Source organism: Winogradskyella psychrotolerans (assembly GCF_018860545.1).
In the GTDB taxonomy this organism is placed as follows: Bacteria; Bacteroidota; Bacteroidia; order Flavobacteriales; family Flavobacteriaceae; genus Winogradskyella; species Winogradskyella psychrotolerans_A.
Map to the genome: position 1 here is coordinate 49,346 of NZ_JAHKPN010000011.1, position 22,641 is coordinate 71,986.

Genomic DNA, 22,641 nt, shown 5'->3' on the forward strand with positions numbered 1-22,641 from the left:
TTCGTTTTACTATATTTGTTCTTGCAGAGCTAAATACAACCATTCATTACAAAAAAGATAAAAACATATTACATGAAGCGACATCAAGACATACTAGATCTACTATCAAAAGAGAAACATCTTGAAGTTTTAGAGCTGTGTGAGATGTTAAATGTTTCTGCAGTTACGATTAGAAAAGATTTAAAATTACTTGAACAAAAAGGATTACTTCATAGAACACATGGAGGAGCTTCTATTGAAAACCCATACATCAATGAACGTACGGTTTTGGATAAAGAGAAAATCTCGGTAGAGGAAAAAAATGGTATTGCCCAAATGGCTGCCACCCGTATTGTTGAAAACGACTCTATTTTAATTGCTTCGGGAACAACGGTTCAGGCACTTTCTAAATTTATAGAAGCAAAGAACAAATTAACGGTCATTACGTCTTCGCTCAACGTGGTATTACATTTAATTCATGATAAGAATATTGAAATTCTTCAACTTGGTGGCTATATAAGACACAGTTCTGCATCTGTAATAGGAAATTACGCGGAGTATATTTTAAAAAATGTGTCTTGTAGTAAATTATTTTTAGGTGTTGATGGTATTGATTTAGACTACGGACTTTCTACAACCAACTTAGAAGAAGCCGAATTAAACAAGAAAATGCTCAATGCTGCCCAGAAAGTGATTGTTTTAGCTGATTCTTCTAAATTTGGAAAAAAGAGTTTTGCTAGAATCTGTGACCTTACACTTGTGGATGAAATTATAACAGATAAAGGCATATCTAATTCTGTTAGAAAAAAACTGGAAGAAAAGGAAATAAAAGTCACTATTGTAAATTAATTAGAAATAACCTAAGCCACTTTCAAAATGAAAAAAATCGTATTCCTATTGATTTTAGCACTCTGTATGTCTTGTGATTCAGATAAAAAGAAAAACGAAACAACGGAACAAAATAGTGAACAAAAAAATGAACAACCAAATATTCTATTAATTGTTATCGATGATCAAGGTTATGCAGATTTTTCGCCTTTTGATAATTTTGATACTACCGTTTCTAGTCCAAATATTTCTCGATTAGGAAAATCAGGTACGGTTTACTCACAAGCTTACGTTACAGCACCTGTATGTAGTCCATCTAGAGCGGGAATCATTACTGGAAAAAATCAATTCCGTTGGGATAAACCCGCAAGTTGGGGACCAGGTTTACCAGACGATATAAAAACATTACCAGAATATTTAAAAGAAGCGGGTTACCATACCGCACGAATAGGCAAAAATGATTTAGGTCAAAATTTTCACAAAAATGATGTTAGAGAATATCCTTTACAACATGGTTACGATGAGTTTTTAGGATTTTCAGCACACGCTCACGATTATTGGTTAAATTCTCAAAGCATCAAAGATCGCACACCAGACCCTTATGGTACAAGCGCTTTATTAGGTCCTTTGATGCATAATATGAGTGAAAAAAGTTACGACAAAGGTTATCTTACTGATATTTTAACAGACGAATCTATTGATTACTTAAAGCGCGAACACGATAAACCATTCTTTTTAACGTTAGCTTACAGTGCTGTACATCACTTAATTCACGAGGTTCCAAAAAAGTATTTGGATAAATATAATGTGAAAGAAATCGCGAATTACGATCCAGATAGTTTAGTCACTTTTGGTAATCACAAACCAGGAAGTTACTCTGCTTACTACGATAAATACTCTAGAGTCGGAGCTATAAACACAGATGATCTACGAAAATATTATTTAGCGAATCTAAATTGCTTAGATGATAATATTGGTCGTGTTTTAGATGCTTTGAGTGAAACCGGATTAGACAAAAACACCTTAGTTGTATTTATATCCGATAATGGCGGCTCTCCGCTTACAGGTGCTAATAATGCGCCATTAACGGGTGGAAAATATTCACTTTGGGAAGGTGGTATTAGAGTACCAATGGCCGTAAGTTGGCCAGGACATGTTGATGCTGGAAAAATTGAAAAACGCTATGTATCTGCATTAGACATTTTACCAACCTTAACAAAAGCTGCTGGCATTGCAACCACCGACAAAGATTTGGATGGCATTAGCCTACTTGATCCTAAAGAAGAACGCTTATTGGTTTGGAAATGGCAAAAAACTTGGGCTGCACGACAAGGCAAATGGAAAATAACAAACGCCAAGGAAAATCATTGGAAGAGCGAGCCATCCGCACAGTATATCGCTCCAATTAGAGATGATTTAACTCTGAAATTATTTGATATAGAAGCTGATCCAGGGGAGCGCCATGATGTTTCAGCGCAACATCCTGAAGTTGTAAAAAAACTGCAAACTGCATACGATGCATGGTGTGATGCCAACATCATAAAATAAATAGCCTTTTTGCCCTTGTTTTATATAATTGAAAAAAACTTGTGAAATTTACTTTACAGGTTTTTTTCTTTTATATAACGACCGCTACGGAATCCTATATACAACTCTCAAATCAAACAAAATTTTATCATTACGAGCATATTATAGTTCATTGCGACCTTTTTGAACCTCATCATAATTACTTAAATTAAGTATTTTATTTTTAAGATCATCATTATAAATTTGTAGGGGTATACATCCTTTTACTTAATTAAAAATGATTGACTTATGAAAAAAAAATTACTATGCTTTGCTATACTTGCTAATTCTATCATTAGTTATGGTACAACCGAAAACTTCCACTCAATTAAAAGCAGTAATCATTTAGCGGTTACGCCAGACTCACAAACCTACGTCCCAGATGATAATTTTGAACAAGCCTTAATCGACTTAGGTTACGATAATGTTTTAGATGATTATGTGCTTACAGCAAGTATAGATACTGTTACAAGTCTTGATGTCTCAGATTTAAGCATTTCAGATTTAACAGGTATTGAAGACTTCAGTGCTTTAGAAACCTTATTAGCTAGCACTAATGCATTAACTTCAATTGATATTTCTAACAATCTTGCTTTAGTTGAATTAGCTCTAAGCTATAATCAACTTTCTTCTCTAGACATTTCTAACAACACCGCATTAACATCACTGTTTATTAATGATAATTTATTAACCACCATAGACGTTTCTAACAATGCCGCTCTAACACGTTTTGGTATCATGAGAAACCAATTTACCAGTATAGATGTAAGTGCTTTAGTTAATATCGAAGAATTATTTTTACACGAAAACGAAATTTCATCCGTGACTTTTCCAACAACGTCACCTTTATGGAAATTGTATATTTATGATAATGCACTGACCGAATTAGACGTATCTCCACTTACAAGTTTAGTAGACTTACGAGCTTACACCAATCAACTTACAGAATTAGACGTATCCATGTTATCTACTTTAACCAATTTTAGCGCCAATGATAATCAACTGACGAGTTTAAATATGGCCAATGGTAATAATTCTAATTTTAACTATTACAATAGTTATGATAATCCTGACCTAAGCTGTATACTAGTAGATGACGCAGCCTATTCTATTGCTAACTGGACTTTGGTTGATAGCACCTCTAGCTTTAGTGAAAACTGTGAACAAATGACCTACGTGCCAGATGATAATTTTGAACAAGCCTTAATTGACTTAGGTTACGATGATGTTTTGGATGATTATGTGCTTACAGCAAGTATAGATACTGTTACAAGTCTTAACGTTGAAGGCCTTGGCATCTCAGATTTAACTGGAATTGAAGACTTTAGAACTTTAACCGTTTTGTTAGCTGGTTACAATAGTTTAACCTCAATTGATGTTTCTAATAATCTTGCTTTAGTAGAATTAGGCTTAAGTGAGAATCAGCTTTCTACTCTAGATCTGTCTACAAATACAGCATTAACTTCACTTTTTGCTAATGATAATTTATTAACTACCCTCGATGTTTCTAATAACATAGCTTTAACAAGGTTTGGAATAATGAGAAACCAACTTACTAGTATTGATGTGAGTGCCTTAGTAAATATTGAAGAGTTATTTTTACATCAAAATTATATGTCATCAGTGACATTTCCTTCTTCTGCACCTTTATGGAAATTACATATCTACGATAATTTTCTATCGACCTTAAATGTATCTCAATTTACGGATTTAATAGTACTAAAAGCTTATCAAAATCAAATAACAGACTTAGATTTGAGCACTTTGGTTAATCTTGAAGAATTACTAATAAATGATAATCAAATTTCTGATATTACATTTACTTCATCACCAATATCTCTAATTTATATTTATAATAATGCATTAACTGAGTTAGATTTATCACCACTAACAAGTTTAGTTGAATTAAGAGCCTATCAAAATCAGTTAGTCAGCCTAGACGTATCTATGTTGCCTTTACTAACTAACTTTAGTGTTAATTATAATGCACTAACGATTTTAAACATGGCGAACGGAAATAACTCTAATTTTGAATATTATAATAGTTCAGATAATGAATATTTAAGCTGTATTCAAGTGGATGATGCTACATATTCTACAGCAAATTGGACTCTAGTAGATGACGCATCTTCTTTTAGTGAGGATTGTGAATACTTATCTTTAGATGATAATATAAATTCTACTACGTTTAGTATGTACCCAAATCCTGCTGATAATTATATCACCATTGAAACGCATCAAGATATTGCAAAATATACTATAACTAATATCACGGGACAAATCGTATACCAAGACCATTTTACGTCAAATAGAATTGAGGTGTCTCAGTTAAAGACTGGTATTTATTTTATACTATTTGAAAGTGATCAATCTATAATTACTAAAAAATTAATTATCAAATAAATAGAACTATTGCTATTCTAAACAAAAAGACCTGTGAATTAAATTCACAGGTCTTTTTATTTTAAGCAAAAATGGTCTTACTTAATCTCTACCAATTCAAGATCAAATACTAATTCTTGTCCTGCTAAAGGATGATTTCCATCTACCACAATATGGTCTTCATTCACCTCTACAATTTTGAAAGGATGCTCATTACCTTGTGCATCTTTAGACACTAAACCCAGACCAACTTCTGGCTTTACTTCTTCAGGAAGTTGTGCCTTTTCAACTTTGTGAAATAACTCTTGTCTCACTTCACCATAAGCTTCAGTTACAGGAATATCAACAGTTTTTTTATCGTTTACTTTCATATCGATAACTGCTTTTTCAAAACCAGGAATCAACATCCCTTGACCTAATGTAAACTCTAAAGGCTCGCGCTCTAAAGAACTATCAAAGACTTGTCCGTTTTTTAATTTCCCTGTATAATGTACTTTAACAGTATCATTTTCTTTTACTTGACTCATAAATTTCTTATTTTCATTATAATAAGCTGCAAAATTATTGTTTATCATAGAGAATAAAGAATCATACGACCCTTTTCTGCCCATTTAAGAAAAACTTAACGTCTCAAAATACCAATCCATAAAATATCAACCCTAAATTAGAGTTACAATTAGTCAAATGATCCGAACCCTATATAAAATCGCAAAGCCAACGTATAGATATTTTTATTGAGTTGCTTATTAACACAGCCAATTTTTGTTGCAATTGCGCTAAGCAATTGTGCCTTTTATTTAGAACTTTTCGGTTACAAATTGTAAAGACATATACATGGCACGCTCAAGAATTAAAAATGAAGATCAATACGACGCTTTGCGCGATAAAGGTTACAGTAAAGAAAAAGCAGCAAGAATTGCCAACACACCAGATGCCGGCAAAAAAGGAGGAAAAGCAAAACCATATGAAGAATGGACCAAAGATGAACTATACGAACAAGCTAAAAATGTAGATATCGATGGAAGATCTAAAATGACAAAGGATGAATTAATCACTGCCCTCAGAAATAATTAAAATTTTTAAAATTGAAATCTATTTTTCGTGAAAGTTATTTGATATTTTCACGACTATTTTATTTAAATACAAATCTATGTTAACTTGGAAAGACATTATTAACTTTTCTGTTAATGGCAACCCTACTCCAGATCGTCGTGTTGAGAAAACTGAGGCCGAGTGGAAAGCGCAATTAACAGATGAGCAATATAGAATTACACGTCAAAAAGGTACCGAACGTGCACATACTGGTGACCTTTGCACAACTTATGAAGAAGGCAAGTACAATTGCGTTTGTTGCAACACTCCATTATTCGATTCTACAATAAAATTCAGTTCAGGCACAGGCTGGCCAAGCTTTACACAACCTATAAAGAAAAATGCTATTAAATATGAAAAAGACATATCTTATGGTATGGTGCGCGTTGAAGTCATGTGTAATACTTGCGATGCCCATTTAGGACATGTGTTTCCAGATGGCCCTGAACCGAGTGGATTGCGCTATTGCGTGAATTCAGAATCCATGATTTTAGATAAAGAAACAGCATAATGAATACTAAGAACTTACAAATAGCAACAGTTGGTGGCGGCTGCTTTTGGTGTACAGAAGCCGTATTTCAAGAGGTTAAAGGTGTAGAACAAGTTATCTCTGGATATGCTGGAGGGAATGTACCTGGAAAACCTACGTACAGAGAAATCTGTTCTGGTTTAACAGGTCATGCAGAAGTCGTTCAAGTAACTTTTGACGCTAACGTTATTAGCTATGAAGCTATTTTAATCATTTTTATGACTACTCACGATCCAACAACACTCAACAAGCAAGGTGCCGACCGTGGTACGCAGTATCGTTCGGTAATTTACTATCATAACGATGAACAGAAAAATATTGCAAACCATGTGCTCCAAGAAATGAAACCGTATTACGAACAACCAATTGTGACCGAATTAACTGCTGCTCCTACGTTTTATGAAGCGGAACAAGAGCATCAGGATTTTTATGAAAACAATCCAGATTATGGGTATTGTAGTTTTGTGATAGATCCCAAATTAGCAAAGCTCAGAAAATTACATGCTGACAAGTTAAAGCATTAAAAAACACCTAAATCTATAGATTCTGAGTGAATTAAATGAACAAATTAACTAAAATAGCATTTGGTGGAGGTTGTCATTGGTGTACCGAAGCTATTTTTCAAGCGTTAATTGGTGTTGAAAAAGTACAACAAGGTTATGTCGCTTCAACTGGAAAAAACACTACGTTTTCAGAAGCCGTTATTGTTCATTTTAATGTTGATGTTATTACACTGAATACATTAATTGAGATTCATTTACGCACACACAAAAGTTCCTCTGCGCATTCTATGCGAGGAAAATACCGTTCTGCAATTTATTCGTTTTCAAACGTGCAGAAACTAGAAGCAGAGATTTTACTAAAAGCTTTTCAACTCGAATTTGAACATCAATTAATCACTCGAGTATATCCTTTTTCAGAATTTAAAGCTTCACGTGAAGCGATTCAGAATTACTTTATAAAAAATCCTAAAAAACCTTTTTGCGAACGTTTTATAATACCTAAATTGAACCTCTTACGCGACAAATACTCGGAAAAGTTAAAGACCAATTACTTATACCATAATGACATGAGTACTACAAAACTAGGATTAGGTTTAGCAGCTTTAGGCAGACCAGATTATATAAATATTAGACCCGAAACCTCTATTGATAAATCAGTTGAAGCCTTTAGATATACAGCTTTTAGCACTTTAGATGAAGCTTATCATCTTGGTATTCGCGATTTTGATGTGGCGCCTTCTTACGGTTTGGGCGAACAATTTTTGCAAGATTGGAATACCTCTAGAAACCACAAAGACGTTAACCTCTCCACAAAATTTGGTTACACTTATGTCGCCAATTGGGAAATAGGGTTCTCGGGTAAGCATGAAATTAAAGAACATTCGATAGACAAACTGAATGAACAATGGAACGTTTCTAAAGCTTTATTACCTAATTTAAAAATCTATCAAATTCATTCAGCAACATTAGATAGTGGTGTGTTAAAAAATGACGCTGTATTGTATAGATTGCATGAATTAAAAAAAACGCATCAATTAAAAATCGGAATATCTTCAAGTGGAACCGAACAAATAAAAATCATTAATGAAGCTCGAAAAATTAAATTTGATGGTATCGATTTATTTGATAGCTATCAAGTAACCTATAACGTCTTTGAACAATCCACGTATGCAGTTTTAAAAGCATTATTAGCAGAAGGTAAAACTGTTATAATTAAAGAAGCTTTAGCTAATGGTCGTATATTTAGAAATGATCAATTTAAAGCCTATCAAACGGCATATCATTATCTCGAAACACTTTCGAAAAAATATCAGGTTGAAAGTGATGCCATTGCCCTACGATTTATTATGGATTATTTAGAACCAAAATTGGTTTTAAGCGGTGCCTCGAACACGACTCAACTTCAACAAAATTTGAAAGCTTTACATTTTAAACTAGATACAAACGATATAGAACAGCTAAAATCACTTGCTGTAAACCCTGAAGATTATTGGCAAGAACGCAGTCATCTTAGTTGGAATTAACCTCTTATTTTAATTTCTTCTTCAGCATACACAATACACCAATTTCCTCTCTTGAAAGGTTTTCATTCACTTTTAATAGTCGTGCTATTTCCTTTTGAAAATAGTTGATGGTTTTGCCATCAATATATTCATCAATAACACGCGGATCAATATAAGAACTGCGTGCAACCGATGGCGTGTTTCCCAAACGCTCACTTACTTTAATGACCGCTTCACGGATATTTTTATCTAATTCTTTTTGATCTTGTTTTTTAGAGTACCCTATTTCATCTAATGCCATGGCGGCAATTACTGTTCCTGCCCATGTTCTAAAGTCTTTGGCAGAAAATTCTTCACCCATCACCTCCTTAATATAATCATTGAGGTGTTCACTTTTAACATCCTGTTTTTCTCCGGCTTCATCAATAAACTTAAATATTTCATAACCTGGCAAATCGTCTATCTCTTGCACGATTTTCGCTAACTTTCTATCAACAATATGGCGTTCTTGTTCTTTACCTGATTTCCCGATATAATTAAAGATGAGTTCATCATGTTCAATTTGCAAATGCTTACTCCGCATGGTCGTTAAACCATAACTCTCGTTTTCTTTGGCATAATAATCACTTCCTGGTCTAAAATACGCGGCTTCCAGAAGTCTCACCATACATGCCAGCACTTTTTCTTTTACGAGTTTACGTTTACGAAGGTGTTGTCCGGTAACACGACGCATACGTTCTAATTGACCTGCAAACTTAACAATGCGATCGAATTTTTGCTGTTCTTGCTTTTCTCTATATTTTGGATTGTAGATATACTGCTTTCTATTTTTATCGTCTCTACCTGTGGCTAAAATTTTAGCTGATTTGTTGGTAGTAATTTCAACATCGGTCCAAGCTGGTGGAATAACCAAGGCTTTAAACCTATCTTTTAAATCGTTATCCTTTATCGTTTTATCAGCACTATCGACATATCGAAAGCCTCTGCCATGTTTTTTTCTGTAGTACATGATGTTCGTGTGGTTATATAATCTATAAAGTAAATTCTTTAACCCAACATCAATTAACTCAAAAGCCACTAAAAGTATCTCATTACTTTCGTGATTAAAAATCGTAATATCTTCTTTACCCCTTAATACCTCTATAATAATCCAATACTTTTACACGCAGTAAGTAATCGTATTTGGCATTGGCGAGATTGACTTTAGCGCTATCTAAATTATTTTTACTAGTGATATAATTTAAGAAATTAGAGACACCGTTTTTAAATCGGATGTCATTAATACGATACGACTCTTCATAAGCTTCCACTTGTTTTTCTAAACTTTGATGACGTTTATAAGCGGCTTCCATATCAAAATATACCTGAGCAATCGCATTCTTAATGTCAACATGTGTGCGTTCTAACTCAATGATGGATTCTTCAACCTTAATTTTCTCTAAAGCCACATTATTTTTGGCTCTAAACCCATTGAATAATGGCACATTAACCTGAACACCAACAACCGTATTGAGATTATTATCTAATTGGTCGGTATAATCAATACCTTCTGAAGTATAATTGGTCTGTTCTGTAATAATTGGCAAATCTTCAGCATCAACCGTTACAAAATCTCCTGTTTCAACAAAACTTGACCCTGTGGCGGTAAATAATTCCGCTGCACTAGAATAGTTTGTATTTAAACCTCCGAAAAGTGAAATTTCGGGTGTAAACTGAGACTTGGCGACACGCACCCCTTTTTTGGCTGCTTCTATACGTAATTCCTTAGCTTTAAATGTGGCTAGGTTCTGAATAGCGTCTTCAAAAACAGTATTGGCAGAAACTTCATAGTTATTAAAATCTAGAAGTAAGCCATCGGTCGCTAAGTGAATATTTTCTTCTAAATTCATTAATTGTTGTAAACTTAATTTGGCATTATTTAAGCTACTTTCAGCCACTAAGACACTGGTTTCATCGCTTGCCAACTGCCCTAAAATATCAGCGTAATCTGCAGGATTTCCTGTTTCGTCATCGTAAAAATCTTGTTGAATTTTAAGCTGTTGTGTCGTTGTTTCTAATCGGGATTTAGCCAACTCTAAAACATCTTTTGCATTTAAAACTTGAAGATAGGCCAAGGTGACATTCAATATTAAATCTTGTTGCGCTGCTTCAATTTCTAAGTCGGAAGCTTTTTGATTCAATCGGTTTTGTTTGGCCGCATTTAATAATCGAAAACCATTAAAAATGGTCATATCTAAACTCAATCCTAAGTTAGAAAAGGTTAATTCTTGATTGATATAAGCGTTGGTAAATGGGTCGATACTTCTGCCATCATTAACCCCTAAATTAAAACTACCATTAAGACTTGGCAATACATCGGCTTTAGATTGTTGGTAATTTACTTTTGCTGAGTTCGCTAATAAATTGGTCGATTTTAAATCGAGATTATGGTCTATAGCGATAGCAATACAATCGTCTAAAGTATAACTTTTGTTCGTTTTATTTTGAGCAAAACCAGCCCAACTCATCATTACAATGATGATTAATAGTATGAGTTTATGTATCATGATTTGTTACTTTTAATTATTTAGGTATCGAATGATCAATCTTACAGCATCGTCAATTCGAGTGTTTCGAGGGATCGAGAAATGTATCGAGAATCTTATATCTATTTATGACTTCTCGATACAAAATTTTCTGAAAAGCGAAAATTCCACTCGAAGTGACGCAATGTTATTGACATGCTACTTTTATTAATGGTGATTAAACTATTTTTCCATCAAGCAGATTAATAATTCTTGAACCATAAGCAGCATTACTTTCAGAATGTGTGGCTTGTATTATGGTGACGCCTTCTTTATTTAACTGTGCAAAAAGCTCCATGATTTCTCCGCTTTGTTTCGAGTTGAGATTACCAGTTGGTTCGTCTGCTAAAATGAGCTTTGGTTGTCCTATTAAGGCTCTGGCAATCCCAACGAGTTGTTGTTGCCCTCCACTTAATTGTATTGGGAATAAATCTTTCTTTCCTACGATATTAAATCGGTCTAGCATATCAGCAACCATCGCTTTACGTTCTGATGATTTTATGTTTTTATAAAGTAATGGTGTTTCAATATTTTCGTAAACCGTGAGTTCGTCAATCAAATGATACGCCTGAAACACAAAACCGATATATTCTTTGTAGAGTTTAGCACGGTTTTTTTCTTTCATGCTATGCACAGGTTCTCCTAAAAAGGTATAACCTCCATCTGTAAAATGATCTAACATGCCAATACAATTCAACAAGGTAGATTTCCCAGAACCAGAAGGTCCCATAAGTGAGATAAATTCTCCCGCTTCAACATTTAAATTAATAGTATCCAGTAAGGTTACTTTATTGCTTCCTGAATTGACTGTTCTTGTGGCTTCGTTTAAGCTTACTAATATATTTTGCATTTTGATTGATGTGTTTACTTTGGTTTCTTATAAATAGCGTTTTATCTACCCCCCTAATGTCCCCTCAAGGGGACAATCTAACTAAGACTAATTTTAGGAAAATATGATATTGTTTACACTATTTATAACTTAATCTATTCGTCTAATTTCTGAATCTCCAAAACTCAGTCCTTTGTTAACTTCTGCTTCTCCTTTATGGCGTAATGTGGCTTCACCATAAGCTGTAAATTTGATACTTTTTGAAGCTTGAATTTTAAACACCGCTTCTCCATAGGCTTTAAGTTTCGACGATTTATTATCAACGTCTACAAGATTGATAATTCCTGATCCATACGCTGTAATATTCTGCTTAACTGTAGTTCCTTTTTTAATTATCAATTCACTTTCTCCATAAATATCGACATTGAATGTATCAATATTAACATCGTTAAATGTAACTTGAGATTCCCCATAAATGTAAAGTTTGAACTTTTCCGCTTCAATTAAACTCTGACAAAAAGTACGTTGCTCACCTCGTAAAGATAAAGTTTCAATGCTTTTATAGGTTATAAGAATAGTTAACACTTTTCCTTTATATATCGGCATTTTTCGCTCAATGCCATCGATAATAACTTTTTCATGCTTGGTGGTTTCTTTAGCATCATCTAAATACACACGAAGTGTGTTTTTATTCACTTCAATATTTATTTTGTCTTCTGGTTCTGTATTGTCTAATATCGTTACAGATTCTTCGTCTCCTTGAACTAATGTGGTTTCGATATGTGGACTTATGATAACCTTATCAAAAGATTCAACCATTTGTTTTGTTTGTGCTAGCACCATTTGACTTATTAAAATCAAAATTAGTAGTGCTATGTATTTTATAGTTTTCATATTATGCTTTTTTTAATTTTTATTCGGTTTTTAAACTATCCACAGGATTTGCAATTGCCGCTTTAATCGCCTGAAAACTTACCGTCACCATTGCAATTACAATAGCAACTATTCCAGCTATAACAAAAATCCATCCATTGATTTCTATGCGGTAGGCATAATTCCCTATCCAATTATCCATAACATACCAAGCCACAGGAATAGCAATTACAATGGCAAGACCAACGAGTTTTAAAAAGTCTTTAGATAATAATTTGACAATACCAGAAACACTTGCGCCTAAAACTTTACGAACTCCAATTTCTTTGCTGCGCTGTTCTGCAGTGTATGCTGCCAATCCAAAAAGTCCCAAACATGAAATAAGAATGGCCAATAAGGCAAAAAGCTGAGATAGCTTCCCAACGAGTTGTTCACTTTTAAATTTAGCGTTAAACGCATCATCTACAAAACTGTACTCAAAAGGAAATGCTGGATTGTGTTTTTTCATTACTGCTTCAATTTTAGACAACACATCGCTAGTTCCTATTTTAGGATTTGTTTTTAAATACATATAACTCGCTTCACCATGATAGTTAAAAAATAGCACAGGATCACTTTGTCCATACATGTCATCAAAAAGGTAATCTTTTACAACACCAACAACCGTATACACATCTCCTCGATCTATCTTTTTACCAATAGCACTGCCTTCTCCCATTAGTTTTGCAAAGGATTCTGTAATTAAAACACTCGTACTGTCTTTTGCCATGTTTTCATAAAACCCACGACCTTCAACGAGTTCCATTCCTGCAGTTTCCAAGAAATCGGAACTAATATATCTAAAGAAAATTAAGACGTCTTCTGTGTTTGTTCCACCTGTCCACGTTAAGTTAGAACCATTATTACCTCCATTTAAAATCCCTGAATTGTTTAAGCCTACACTTGAAACCGCTCCTGTTTGAATTAAATCTTGTTTAATGACATCAAATTTTTCGATCATGGTTCCATTGACATTCAACGAAATCAATTGGTCTTTATCAAAACCTAAGTCTCTATTTTTTATATGCTGAAGTTGTTGATAGACTAGAATCGTACAAATGATAAAAACGATTGAAATTGTAAACTGGCCAACAACGAGTCCTTTCCGGATATAATTGGCAGAACCTTGAGTAACTTTTAGTCCTTTTAAAACCTCAACAGGCTTAAATGAGGATAGATAAAAAGCCGGATACAGTCCTGCGAAGATGCCGCACACTAGCGTAATGCCTAATAAAAATACAATGTGAAATGGTTGCGACAATCCTAAGACTAAATCTTTCTCTATCAACAAATTGAATTGTGGCAATAAGACAAATAGCAACAAGACACTTACTAAAGTTGCCATAAAAGCAAGAATCAAAGCTTCTGAAATAAATTGAAAAATTAATCGTGTGCGACCAGAACCCATCGCTTTTCTAACACCAACTTCGTTTGCTCGTTTTTCGCTTCGTGCTGTGGATAAATTCATAAAATTAATACACGCAATGAGTAAGATAATTAAAGCAATGATAGTAAATAGTCTCACCGAATCTATGCGTCCACCAACTTGCTTTCCATTTTCAAAATGATCTCTTAAATGCCAATCTTTTATAGAATGTAAAAATGCTTTTGAGTCACTATCTCCTGTTTTCTTCTCTAATAAACTTCTTACTTGAGCATCAACATTATTAAAATCAGCTTCTGGTGATAATTCTACAAAGGTATCGGCGAAAAAACTACCATAACCATTGGTCCACTCTTTGTCTCCACTCCAACGCTCAAATGGCGCAATCCAATTAATAGGAAATGTGACGTTTTTTGGAAGATTTTCAATCACTCCAGAAATTAAATAGTTCTCAGTATTATCTACTTTGAGTACTTTACCAATAGCCTTTGCATTTTTGCCATAAAGCTGTTCTGCCGTTTCTTGCGTAATAACAATGGCTTCAGGATTATTGAAAGCCTCTTTAGCATTACCTTCAACAAATTTTAAGCTAAATATTGTTATAAAATCTTCATCTACAAAACGTCCACCACTATTAATGGCATTATCATTTACAGAAAATAATAAATCTCTATGTTTTGTGCGTGATGCTTTAACAATTCCAGGAATTTCCGTTTTCATAGCTTCCGCAAATGGTCCTGGTGTAGAATTGAACGTTCTCCATTCTCCATCATATTCTTGATGCGTTGGCACATAATACACTTGATCTTGCTTTTCAAATTCTGAATCGAAACTCAACTCATCTTCAACCCATAGAAAGATTAAACTGGCACAGGTAATTCCGATGGCTAATCCGAAAATATTCAGAAAGCTATACCCTTTATTTTTACGTAACGTCCGGAATGCTATTTTTATATAATTTAAAATCATATTCTTTTTTTGACTGAATTAATTATTACTACTTATTATGTAGTGAAGATGATGCCAAAACCACAGAACACTAAAAATCAATTAATTAATTTTTATTTTAAAATCTATAGTGTTCGTTTTTGATACACATCTTGTTCGTAAATGAACAATTTATTCTGAGCGTAAAGAATCCACAGGATTAGCATTTGCCGCCTGAAGCGTTTTCACACTGATAACTAATAAAGCAAAGAAAATCATAGCCAAACCACTCACTAAAAACACCCAAAAACTGATACGCGTTTTGTATGCAAAATCTTGTAACCAATTATTAATGCCGTAATACGCAATTGGTGCCGCAATGATAAAAGCAATCGCTACCAAGGTTAAAAACTCCTTACATAAGAGTGTATTAATCTGTAACAATGACGCTCCCAAAACTTTACGCACTCCTATTTCTTTTACACGACGGTTAGTGGTATAAATCACAAGTCCGAGCAATCCTAAACAGCTAATGAGAATTGATAAGCCTGTTGCCCAATTTAAAAGTTTGGACATCTTTTGCTCCCGATTATAAAACCTCTGGATGGTTTCATCTAAAAACTCTACGCGATAATCGTCTGTTTCTGAATAAACCGATTTATAAGCATTTTCAATTTTTGAAAGTGTTCCTTTAAAATCTGCTGATGATTCATTTTGAAATGCGATATGAACGGCTTGAAACTGACTCCAATCTGGTTGATACCAATCTCCTCTATATGCCATCGGTTTAATATCACTTCGCAAAGAACGTTGGAAAAAATCTGTCATAACTCCGACTATAGGCACACTTTGATCACCTAATAAAACTGTTTTACCAATTGCTTCATCGGGACTTTTGAAACCAAGTCTTTTTCTACACGTCTCATTAATCACCAACTCTTTAACGGTATCATTTCGGATGGTTCGTCCTGCTATAAGATTTAACTCAAATACCTCAACGTAATTGACGTCACCAAAAATAAATTGTAAGTCTAAATTAACCTCATTGTCACCATTATTATAAGTGACTGAAGAACTATTAGTAGAAATAGATGCAGGTGCATTGCCTCCAATACTAATCGATTTAATTTCCGGAATAGCTCTTAATTTTAGGGCATAAAGCTCTTTTTTAGAGATTTCGCGTTCCGCTCTAGGGCTATAAACAGACACAATAGCATCCGTTTTAAAACCCATATCTGTTTCTAAAAGAAAATTAATTTGTTGACCAACCAACAACGTAGCAATTACAAATACTTGAGCAATGGAAAACTGAAAAACCGTTAAGAATTTTCTGAGCTTCACTTTTTTATTTCCGACAGCTAAATGATTTTTTAAAACTGAAACGGTATTGAACTTTGAAAGTACTAATGCTGGATAAAAACCAGATAAAAATGTTACTAATAGTAATAGAATAGCAATACCAAGAATAATTAAAGGTGATTTCATCAGTTCATAACTTAAACCTTCTGGCACAAAATCGGAAAATACATTAATCAACCATCTAGAAAGCAATAGCGATAATACCGCAGACACCAAAACCAATAAAAATGTTTCACCCATAAATTGACCTATGAGTTGTTTTCTAGAGCTTCCTAATGTTTTACGGATTCCTATTTCTTTAGCACGCTGAGAAGCTTGCGCTGTATTTAGATTGATAAAATTAATACAACCTAAAAGCAATAGAAATATCGCCACTAAAGCAAGATTTATAAGTAGCGATTTACTGGCCTGACCTTTAGACCAATCGTAAATACCATACTTTTCGTTGAAGTGAATATCTCCTAATGGTTGTAGTGTAAACTTTTGTTCATCACCATATTTTTTAGATTCCTCATCTTGGTGCTCCTTTGCTAAATCATCCAAACGATTTTGTATGGCTGATAAGTCGGCATTTGAAGTCACCTTTACAAATAGCTGAGACGCATCGTTGGTGTTATTCCAATTTTTATTGAGGAAATCGTCTCGCAATCGAGTTTGTAAAATTGTTGAATGCGAGATAAATTCTTCAAACACAAAATCTGTTCGTTCTTTAAAATTCTCAACAATTCCTGTAACTGTTATATGAAGTGAATCATTGTAAACTAAGGTTTTTCCAATAATATCTGAAGGTTTTGTATTTGGAAAATAATCAGCTGCTCGATTTTCGGTAAGAATAACATTATTTGGACTTGCTAAAATTTCAGATGTATTACCAGCTAAAAATTTATAATCGAAAATCTTAAAATAATTAGCATCTGCAAAAACGACGAAGTTGGGCCATTTAAATTCGGAATTTAATACTCTATTTTCAACTTTTGAAGGCCGTTCAATATAAAACCCACTAACGGTTTCAAAATTTGAATTCTCGGAAATAGCATCCTCCAAAGCTAAAGTGACTCCTGGAATTGAAAAATTAGCTTCAGGACTCGTTAAATCGGTAACTACTCTATAAATACGATCCTTATCTTTATGAAATGTATCAAAGGTAGCATCGTAATAAATCATTAAACCAATCACAAAAGAAGCACTTAAACCAATGGTTAATCCAATAATATTTATTAGAGAAAACACCTTATGCTTCATGAGGTTCCTCCATGCTATTTTGAAATAATTTTTAATCATGATGTGTTGTTTTATAGCAAAATCCACAAGGTTTTAAACACCTTGCAGGTTGATGATGATTATTCCGTTCTTAAAGATTCTACAGGATTAGAGGTTGCCGCTTTTATTGTTTTTACAGCTATGGTTAACATGGCAATCACTACTGCTATGCTACCCGCACCTAAAAACATCCAAATATTAAGTTCTATACGATACGCGTAATTCTGCAGCCATTTACTCATGGCCCACCATGCTATTGGCGACGCGATTAAAAAAGCGATAACGACTAATTTTAAAAAGTCTTTAGTCAGTAATATTGTAATAGCCGAGACACTCGCACCGACTATTTTACGAACTCCAATTTCCTTTTTACGTTGTGCTACAATGAGTAATGACATGGCAAACAAACCGATACAACTTAAGATTATGGCAAGTATTGAACCACTACCAATCATGGTAATCATAGTGCGCTCATGACGTAGGGTTCTATCAATATTTTCATTTAAAAAAGACCCTTGAAATTCGGCATTAGGTTCAATAGCATTCCAAGCTGCTTTTACATCGGTGTAGGCTTGCTCTAAATTTTGTGATGACACCTTAACGTATACGTTGCGTAAATTCCAGTTAGGAAGCGCAAATAAAGTCATTGGTGCAATCGTCTGGTCGAGTTCTTGAAAATTGAAATCTTTAATAACACCTACTACAGAATATACAGCATCATCTAAATCCATCTGTGAGGCTAAAATATCATCTTCATTAAGTTGCTTCGCCATGGCTTCATTGATAATAACCGAAAGACTATCACTCGCTAAGTTTTTTCGAAAAGAACGACCTTCAATAATATTCAAGTCTAAGGTTTCAATATAGTCTGCATCAACCACCACCATGTGTGTTTCTACACCGCGACCATGATGTTCAAAACCCAAGACACTTGTAGAACGCGAGCCATCTTTTCCTAAACCTAAAATGTTATTGGATGCTGTAACACTTACAATATTAGGTTTATCTTGAAGCGTATTTCGAAGTAATTCTATTGCTTGTTGATCATTCAGTTGGCCATTCAGTGGAAAAGCAATCACCTGATCTTTATTGAAACCTAAATCTTTAGTCCTCATAAATTCCACCTGATCCCAAAGTACAAGCGTACCACTAATCAGTAAAATAGCAATACCGAATTGTAAGACCATTAAACTATTTCGTAAATGGTTTTTACCATTGACGTCGAGCTTCCCTTTTAAGCTTTGTAAGGTTCCTAGGCGACTCATTAATAATGCAGGATAACCTCCAGCAATTAATGTAATCAGCAAAACACTTAAAATAAGCACCAACAACAAAGATGGGTTTAGTAAGGTTGCCAATGACGCTTGGGTTTTAAATAAGGTTTGAAAATGAGGTAGTAGAAACACAGCTAATAAAATTCCTAGTCCGATGGAAATTAAAAACACTAAAATGCTTTCACCCCAAAACTGAAAGAATAGCTGTTTTTTGTTTGCTCCAAGCGTTTTTCGCATGCCAATCTCACGCAATCGTTGCGCACTTTTTGCAATACTCATATTGATAAAATTCACACAAGCGATAAACAGAATTAAAATTGAAATCCCCAAAACCAAATAAGGCATAGTACGACTTACAGTTACCTGACCTTGATTAAAATTAGCAAAACGAACATCTGCCAAAGGCAATAGTTTTAGTTGTCTATAAAGTCCTTCAGCATTTGGTTGAAACCCATCACGCTTAGCATTATCAATCTCGTTTTTGTAATGTAATTGCGTAAAATCTGTGGTACTTTTTTCAAATTGCTCAGGTTGTACACTTTCTGCAAGTTGCATATATACTTCATGGTTCTCCATGTCCCAACGACCGATAGTTCTAGCATAGGCATGTTCATTCTGACTTTTAAAATTCAGAACGATATCAAATCCCATAGAACTGGTATTCGGAAAATCTTTTACGATTGCAGTAACCGTAAACGGTACTTGTTGCTCATCCCTTAGAATGCTAACCGTTTGTCCGATGGGCTCTTCATCACCAAATATACGTTTCGCAGCTAGCTCAGTCATTACCACAGAAGACTCTGACGTTATTGGATTTGTCTTATCACCTTTTATAATTGGAAAGCTAAACATGTTAAAAAAATCGGGATCCACATAAGCCGTACTCATACCGAATTGCTTGTCTTCTTGACTTAATAAGACACTAGTACTAACATAGCGCGTAATTTTTTCAACTCCCGCAACCTCTTCTTTTAAAGCGGCAGCAAAAGGTTCGGATTTTGAGGTATTAGCCTCAATACCATTTAACCCACTATCTTCTGTATACACTTGATAGATTTCATCTCCATGCTCATGAAAACGATCAAAAGACAATTGAAAAACGGCATACATCGCCAACAATATGGCCACACCAAATGCTGCCGTAAGTCCAACAACATTAAGCGCTGTAAAAGTTCTATTCTTCCAAAGGTTTCTGAATGCTATTTTTATATAATTTTTAAACATGATTGTTCGTTTTATGATTGATGATTATTCGGTACGCAATGACTTTACCGGATTAGAGGTTGCCGCTTTAATCGCTTGGAAACTTACAGTGATTAGTGTAATGATTAACGCTCCAAAACAAGCAATAGCGAAGACATCCCAACTGACTGTGGTACGATAGCTAAATTTTTGTAACCATTGTCCCATAATATAATAGGCTAACGGAGATGCAATTAATAATGCGATGAATACCAGCGTGATGAAATCTTTTGAAAGCAATAACCATAACTGACTGATGGATGCTCCTAAGACTTTACGAACACCAATTTCTTTTGTACGTTGTTCAGCCACAAAAGATGCTAAACCAAATAAACCTAAACAACTAATAAAAATCGCTAACACTGTAAATACTCTGGCTAAACTGGCAACGCGTTCTTCTGATTCAAACTTTGCACCATATTCTTCATCTACAAACTGATAGTCGAAAGGAGTGTTAGGGAAGTTCTTTTTAAAGACACCTTCAATAAGCGATAAATTTTCACTGGTGCTTTTTTCAGGATTAAGTCTTACATTATAAAACGCCGTATTATCTTCGCTATCAAAAACATACATCGCTTGTTTCACAGGACTGTAAGGCGACTGAATAATCATATCTTCAACAACTCCTACAATTTTTAAAGGAGGACTTGGATCTTCAGTATCAGAATCTCTAATAAATTTACCTATTGGGTCTATAAGTCCCATGTATTTCACAGCTGTTTCATTAAGTAATACAGCATTTGAATCTGAAGCAAATTCCCGAGAAAACCCTCGACCAGCAGTAACTTTTAAGCCTAAAGTTTCCACAAATTCATATGAGACTGATGTATATGCTAAATCTTCCTGGAAATCAGCTGGCTTACCATCCCAAGTATAACCAGATCGGTTAGACCATACATTAGTCATTGGCCCACTTGTACCCGTCATTTCTAAAGCACCCCCAGAGGCTATAAACTGATTCCTCATGATATCTTTTTTCCCGATAAACTCGTTACTCATAACTGGAATTTGAATGAGTCCTTCTTTATCATATCCAACAGGTCGATCTTTAGAAAACTGTATTTGATTCATCACCACCAATGTTCCTATAATTAAGGCTACCGAAACGGTAAACTGTGCGACTACTAAAATTTTTCGAGGTAAGGATGAATAACGACCAGATTTGAAGGTGCCTTTTAATACCGCAACAGGATTAAAAGATGATAAATAAATGGCTGGATAACTGCCAGCTAAAAATGCCGTAATAATTACAAAAGCCAATGAAATTAACCAAAACTGAAGATTTTCCCAAGGAAAAACGATGGCTTTACTAGCCAAATTATTAAATCCGTTTAAGAATAACAACACTAATCCAAGTGCTACAATAAATGAGAGAAAAACTATTAAAAACGATTCACTTAAAAATTGAAAAATAAGCTGACTACGTTGTGAGCCAATCGATTTTCTAATGCCAACTTCTGTCGCTCGTTTTTCGGAACGTGCTGTACTTAAATTCACAAAATTAATACAAGCTAATAACAGAATAAACAAACCAATAACACCAAACAACCAAACGTTTTCGATGCGTCCACCGGATTGGACTCCATTTTCAAAATCACTACGCAAATACCAGTCTTTCATAGGTAATAAAAATAATTGCGGATTGTATTCAGCAGTTTCAGAAGAGCTATTCTTTTTAATATCTATAATTTTAGAGGTCACAACCTCCATAGTCGTACCCTCGTTAATTTGAACAAATAACTGAAATGAATTATTTCCCCAAGCATCTTTAGACAATTCTAACCAAGGTTGCGTTGTTACATAATGTTTCCACGGAATGATGTATTCCATCTCGCTAAACGAGTTATTTGTTGGAATATCCCTATAAACCGAGGTAACAATTAAATCATCTTCATTATTTACTTTTACTATTTTCCCTAAAGCGGTTTCACTTCCAAATAAAGACTTTGCAACAGATTCAGAAAGCATTATCGAATTTTTGTCTTTAAGACCATTCTTTATACCAGAAATAATATCTAAATCTAACATGTCTGGTGCATCTTCTTGCATGGCATTACCAGTTCTGTAAATATTAGTTTCACCAAATTTTAGATATCGTGGTTGCTCCCATGACGCCATAATAATATGTTTAAAATTATCTGCATAATCTTGACGTAACGCAAACTCCAAAGGTCTAGGGATAGCATTCATTGTGCGGATATCTCCATTGTTAGTTTGGTGCTGAAAAACTTGGGCAATAGTTGACTTATTTTTAAAGTGATTATTAAAATTTAATTCATCAGTGACCCATAAACCAATCATAATCGTCGCTGCCATGCCAACAGCTAAACCTGAAATATTGATAAATGAATACACCTTATTTTTAATAAGATTCCGAAACGCTATTTTAAAATAATTTTTGAGCATGGCTTCTATGAATTACTGTTCGTTTTTTAATTGATTTGGCTTCGACACTTCAGTACAGATACTGAACTAAATTCAGCACTCGTTGGTTGTTTTATGATTTACT

16 protein-coding genes are annotated in these 22,641 nt (G+C 34.2%); 7 read left to right on the top strand and 9 right to left on the bottom strand.

The genetic code is table 11. The annotated features are described in order from the left end of the window. Positions 1-72: 72 nt before the first annotated feature. From KO515_RS03650 to KO515_RS03660, 3 genes are all read left to right on the top strand, one after another. Complete coding sequence (locus KO515_RS03650; RefSeq protein ID WP_215935026.1) at positions 73-828, top strand: DeoR/GlpR family DNA-binding transcription regulator; 756 nt, start codon at positions 73-75, stop codon at positions 826-828. Positions 829-855: 27 nt separating this feature from the next. Continuing rightward, on the top strand, positions 856-2,355 hold the full coding sequence (locus KO515_RS03655; RefSeq protein ID WP_215935027.1) for a sulfatase family protein: 1,500 nt from the start codon (positions 856-858) through the stop codon (positions 2,353-2,355). Between the two features lie 267 nt (positions 2,356-2,622). After that, complete coding sequence (locus tag KO515_RS03660; protein WP_215935028.1) at positions 2,623-4,776, top strand: T9SS type A sorting domain-containing protein; 2,154 nt, start codon at positions 2,623-2,625, stop codon at positions 4,774-4,776. 77 nt (positions 4,777-4,853) lie between these two features. On the opposite strand, the gene KO515_RS03665 is transcribed toward KO515_RS03660, so the two are convergent. Continuing rightward, positions 4,854-5,282 (bottom strand): FKBP-type peptidyl-prolyl cis-trans isomerase, encoded by a 429-nt coding sequence (locus tag KO515_RS03665; protein WP_115838817.1) that lies wholly within the window; start codon positions 5,280-5,282, stop codon positions 4,854-4,856. Positions 5,283-5,589: 307 nt separating this feature from the next. Here KO515_RS03665 and KO515_RS03670 point away from each other — a divergent pair, with 307 nt between their 5' ends. The 4 genes from KO515_RS03670 (at position 5,590) to KO515_RS03685 (ending at position 8,402) form a co-directional block, all read left to right on the top strand. After that, positions 5,590-5,829 (top strand): DUF7218 family protein, encoded by a 240-nt coding sequence (locus KO515_RS03670; RefSeq protein WP_215935029.1) that lies wholly within the window; start codon positions 5,590-5,592, stop codon positions 5,827-5,829. A 76-nt stretch (positions 5,830-5,905) separates the two neighbouring features. Beyond that, entirely contained in the window at positions 5,906-6,358 is a 453-nt protein-coding gene (gene msrB / locus KO515_RS03675) for a peptide-methionine (R)-S-oxide reductase MsrB (RefSeq protein WP_215935030.1), read from the top strand. After that, a complete protein-coding gene (msrA, locus tag KO515_RS03680; RefSeq protein WP_215935031.1) occupies positions 6,358-6,900 on the top strand; it encodes a peptide-methionine (S)-S-oxide reductase MsrA in 543 nt (180 codons plus the stop codon). Before msrB ends, msrA begins: the two co-directional genes overlap by 1 nt. Positions 6,901-6,935: 35 nt before the next feature. Beyond that, on the top strand, positions 6,936-8,402 hold the full coding sequence (locus KO515_RS03685; protein ID WP_215935032.1) for an aldo/keto reductase: 1,467 nt from the start codon (positions 6,936-6,938) through the stop codon (positions 8,400-8,402). A gap of 4 nt (positions 8,403-8,406) precedes the next feature. Here KO515_RS03685 and KO515_RS03690 read toward each other — a convergent pair whose 3' ends face one another. From KO515_RS03690 to KO515_RS03725, 8 genes are all read right to left on the bottom strand, one after another. Beyond that, complete coding sequence (locus tag KO515_RS03690) at positions 8,407-9,390, bottom strand: DNA topoisomerase IB (protein ID WP_215935033.1); 984 nt, start codon at positions 9,388-9,390, stop codon at positions 8,407-8,409. 115 nt (positions 9,391-9,505) lie between these two features. After that, a complete protein-coding gene (locus tag KO515_RS03695; RefSeq protein ID WP_215935034.1) occupies positions 9,506-10,927 on the bottom strand; it encodes a TolC family protein in 1,422 nt (473 codons plus the stop codon). Between the two features lie 196 nt (positions 10,928-11,123). After that, the gene (locus KO515_RS03700; protein ID WP_215935035.1) at positions 11,124-11,795 is read right to left on the bottom strand and encodes an ABC transporter ATP-binding protein; all 672 of its coding nucleotides are present in this window, start codon (positions 11,793-11,795) and stop codon (positions 11,124-11,126) included. A 129-nt stretch (positions 11,796-11,924) separates the two neighbouring features. Next, entirely contained in the window at positions 11,925-12,668 is a 744-nt protein-coding gene (locus tag KO515_RS03705) for a GIN domain-containing protein (protein WP_215935036.1), read from the bottom strand. Positions 12,669-12,687: 19 nt separating this feature from the next. Next, positions 12,688-15,039, bottom strand: a complete 2,352-nt coding sequence (locus tag KO515_RS03710) for an ABC transporter permease (protein ID WP_215935037.1) — start codon at positions 15,037-15,039, stop codon at positions 12,688-12,690. Between the two features lie 150 nt (positions 15,040-15,189). Next, a complete protein-coding gene (locus KO515_RS03715) occupies positions 15,190-17,637 on the bottom strand; it encodes an ABC transporter permease (RefSeq protein WP_215935038.1) in 2,448 nt (815 codons plus the stop codon). 59 nt (positions 17,638-17,696) lie between these two features. Beyond that, entirely contained in the window at positions 17,697-20,114 is a 2,418-nt protein-coding gene (locus KO515_RS03720) for an ABC transporter permease (RefSeq protein WP_215935039.1), read from the bottom strand. A gap of 24 nt (positions 20,115-20,138) precedes the next feature. Further along, the gene (locus KO515_RS03725; protein WP_215935040.1) at positions 20,139-22,538 is read right to left on the bottom strand and encodes an ABC transporter permease; all 2,400 of its coding nucleotides are present in this window, start codon (positions 22,536-22,538) and stop codon (positions 20,139-20,141) included. Positions 22,539-22,641 lie beyond the last annotated feature (103 nt).

Bases quoted from the DNA above. Each gene is read 5' to 3' on its own strand.
- KO515_RS03670 (WP_215935029.1), top strand. From the start codon at position 5,590: ATGGCACGCTCAAGAATTAAAAATGAAGATCAATACGACGCTTTGCGC.
- KO515_RS03695 (WP_215935034.1), bottom strand. From the start codon at position 10,927: ATGATACATAAACTCATACTATTAATCATCATTGTAATGATGAGTTGG.
- KO515_RS03690 (WP_215935033.1), bottom strand. From the start codon at position 9,390: ATGTACTACAGAAAAAAACATGGCAGAGGCTTTCGATATGTCGATAGT.
- KO515_RS03660 (WP_215935028.1), top strand. From the start codon at position 2,623: ATGAAAAAAAAATTACTATGCTTTGCTATACTTGCTAATTCTATCATT.
- KO515_RS03710 (WP_215935037.1), bottom strand. From the start codon at position 15,039: ATGATTTTAAATTATATAAAAATAGCATTCCGGACGTTACGTAAAAAT.
- KO515_RS03665 (WP_115838817.1), bottom strand. From the start codon at position 5,282: ATGAGTCAAGTAAAAGAAAATGATACTGTTAAAGTACATTATACAGGG.
- msrB (WP_215935030.1), top strand. From the start codon at position 5,906: ATGTTAACTTGGAAAGACATTATTAACTTTTCTGTTAATGGCAACCCT.
- KO515_RS03685 (WP_215935032.1), top strand. From the start codon at position 6,936: ATGAACAAATTAACTAAAATAGCATTTGGTGGAGGTTGTCATTGGTGT.
- KO515_RS03720 (WP_215935039.1), bottom strand. From the start codon at position 20,114: ATGTTTAAAAATTATATAAAAATAGCATTCAGAAACCTTTGGAAGAAT.
- msrA (WP_215935031.1), top strand. From the start codon at position 6,358: ATGAATACTAAGAACTTACAAATAGCAACAGTTGGTGGCGGCTGCTTT.
- KO515_RS03655 (WP_215935027.1), top strand. From the start codon at position 856: ATGAAAAAAATCGTATTCCTATTGATTTTAGCACTCTGTATGTCTTGT.
- KO515_RS03725 (WP_215935040.1), bottom strand. From the start codon at position 22,538: ATGCTCAAAAATTATTTTAAAATAGCGTTTCGGAATCTTATTAAAAAT.
- KO515_RS03705 (WP_215935036.1), bottom strand. From the start codon at position 12,668: ATGAAAACTATAAAATACATAGCACTACTAATTTTGATTTTAATAAGT.
- KO515_RS03715 (WP_215935038.1), bottom strand. From the start codon at position 17,637: ATGATTAAAAATTATTTCAAAATAGCATGGAGGAACCTCATGAAGCAT.
- KO515_RS03700 (WP_215935035.1), bottom strand. From the start codon at position 11,795: ATGCAAAATATATTAGTAAGCTTAAACGAAGCCACAAGAACAGTCAAT.
- KO515_RS03650 (WP_215935026.1), top strand. From the start codon at position 73: ATGAAGCGACATCAAGACATACTAGATCTACTATCAAAAGAGAAACAT.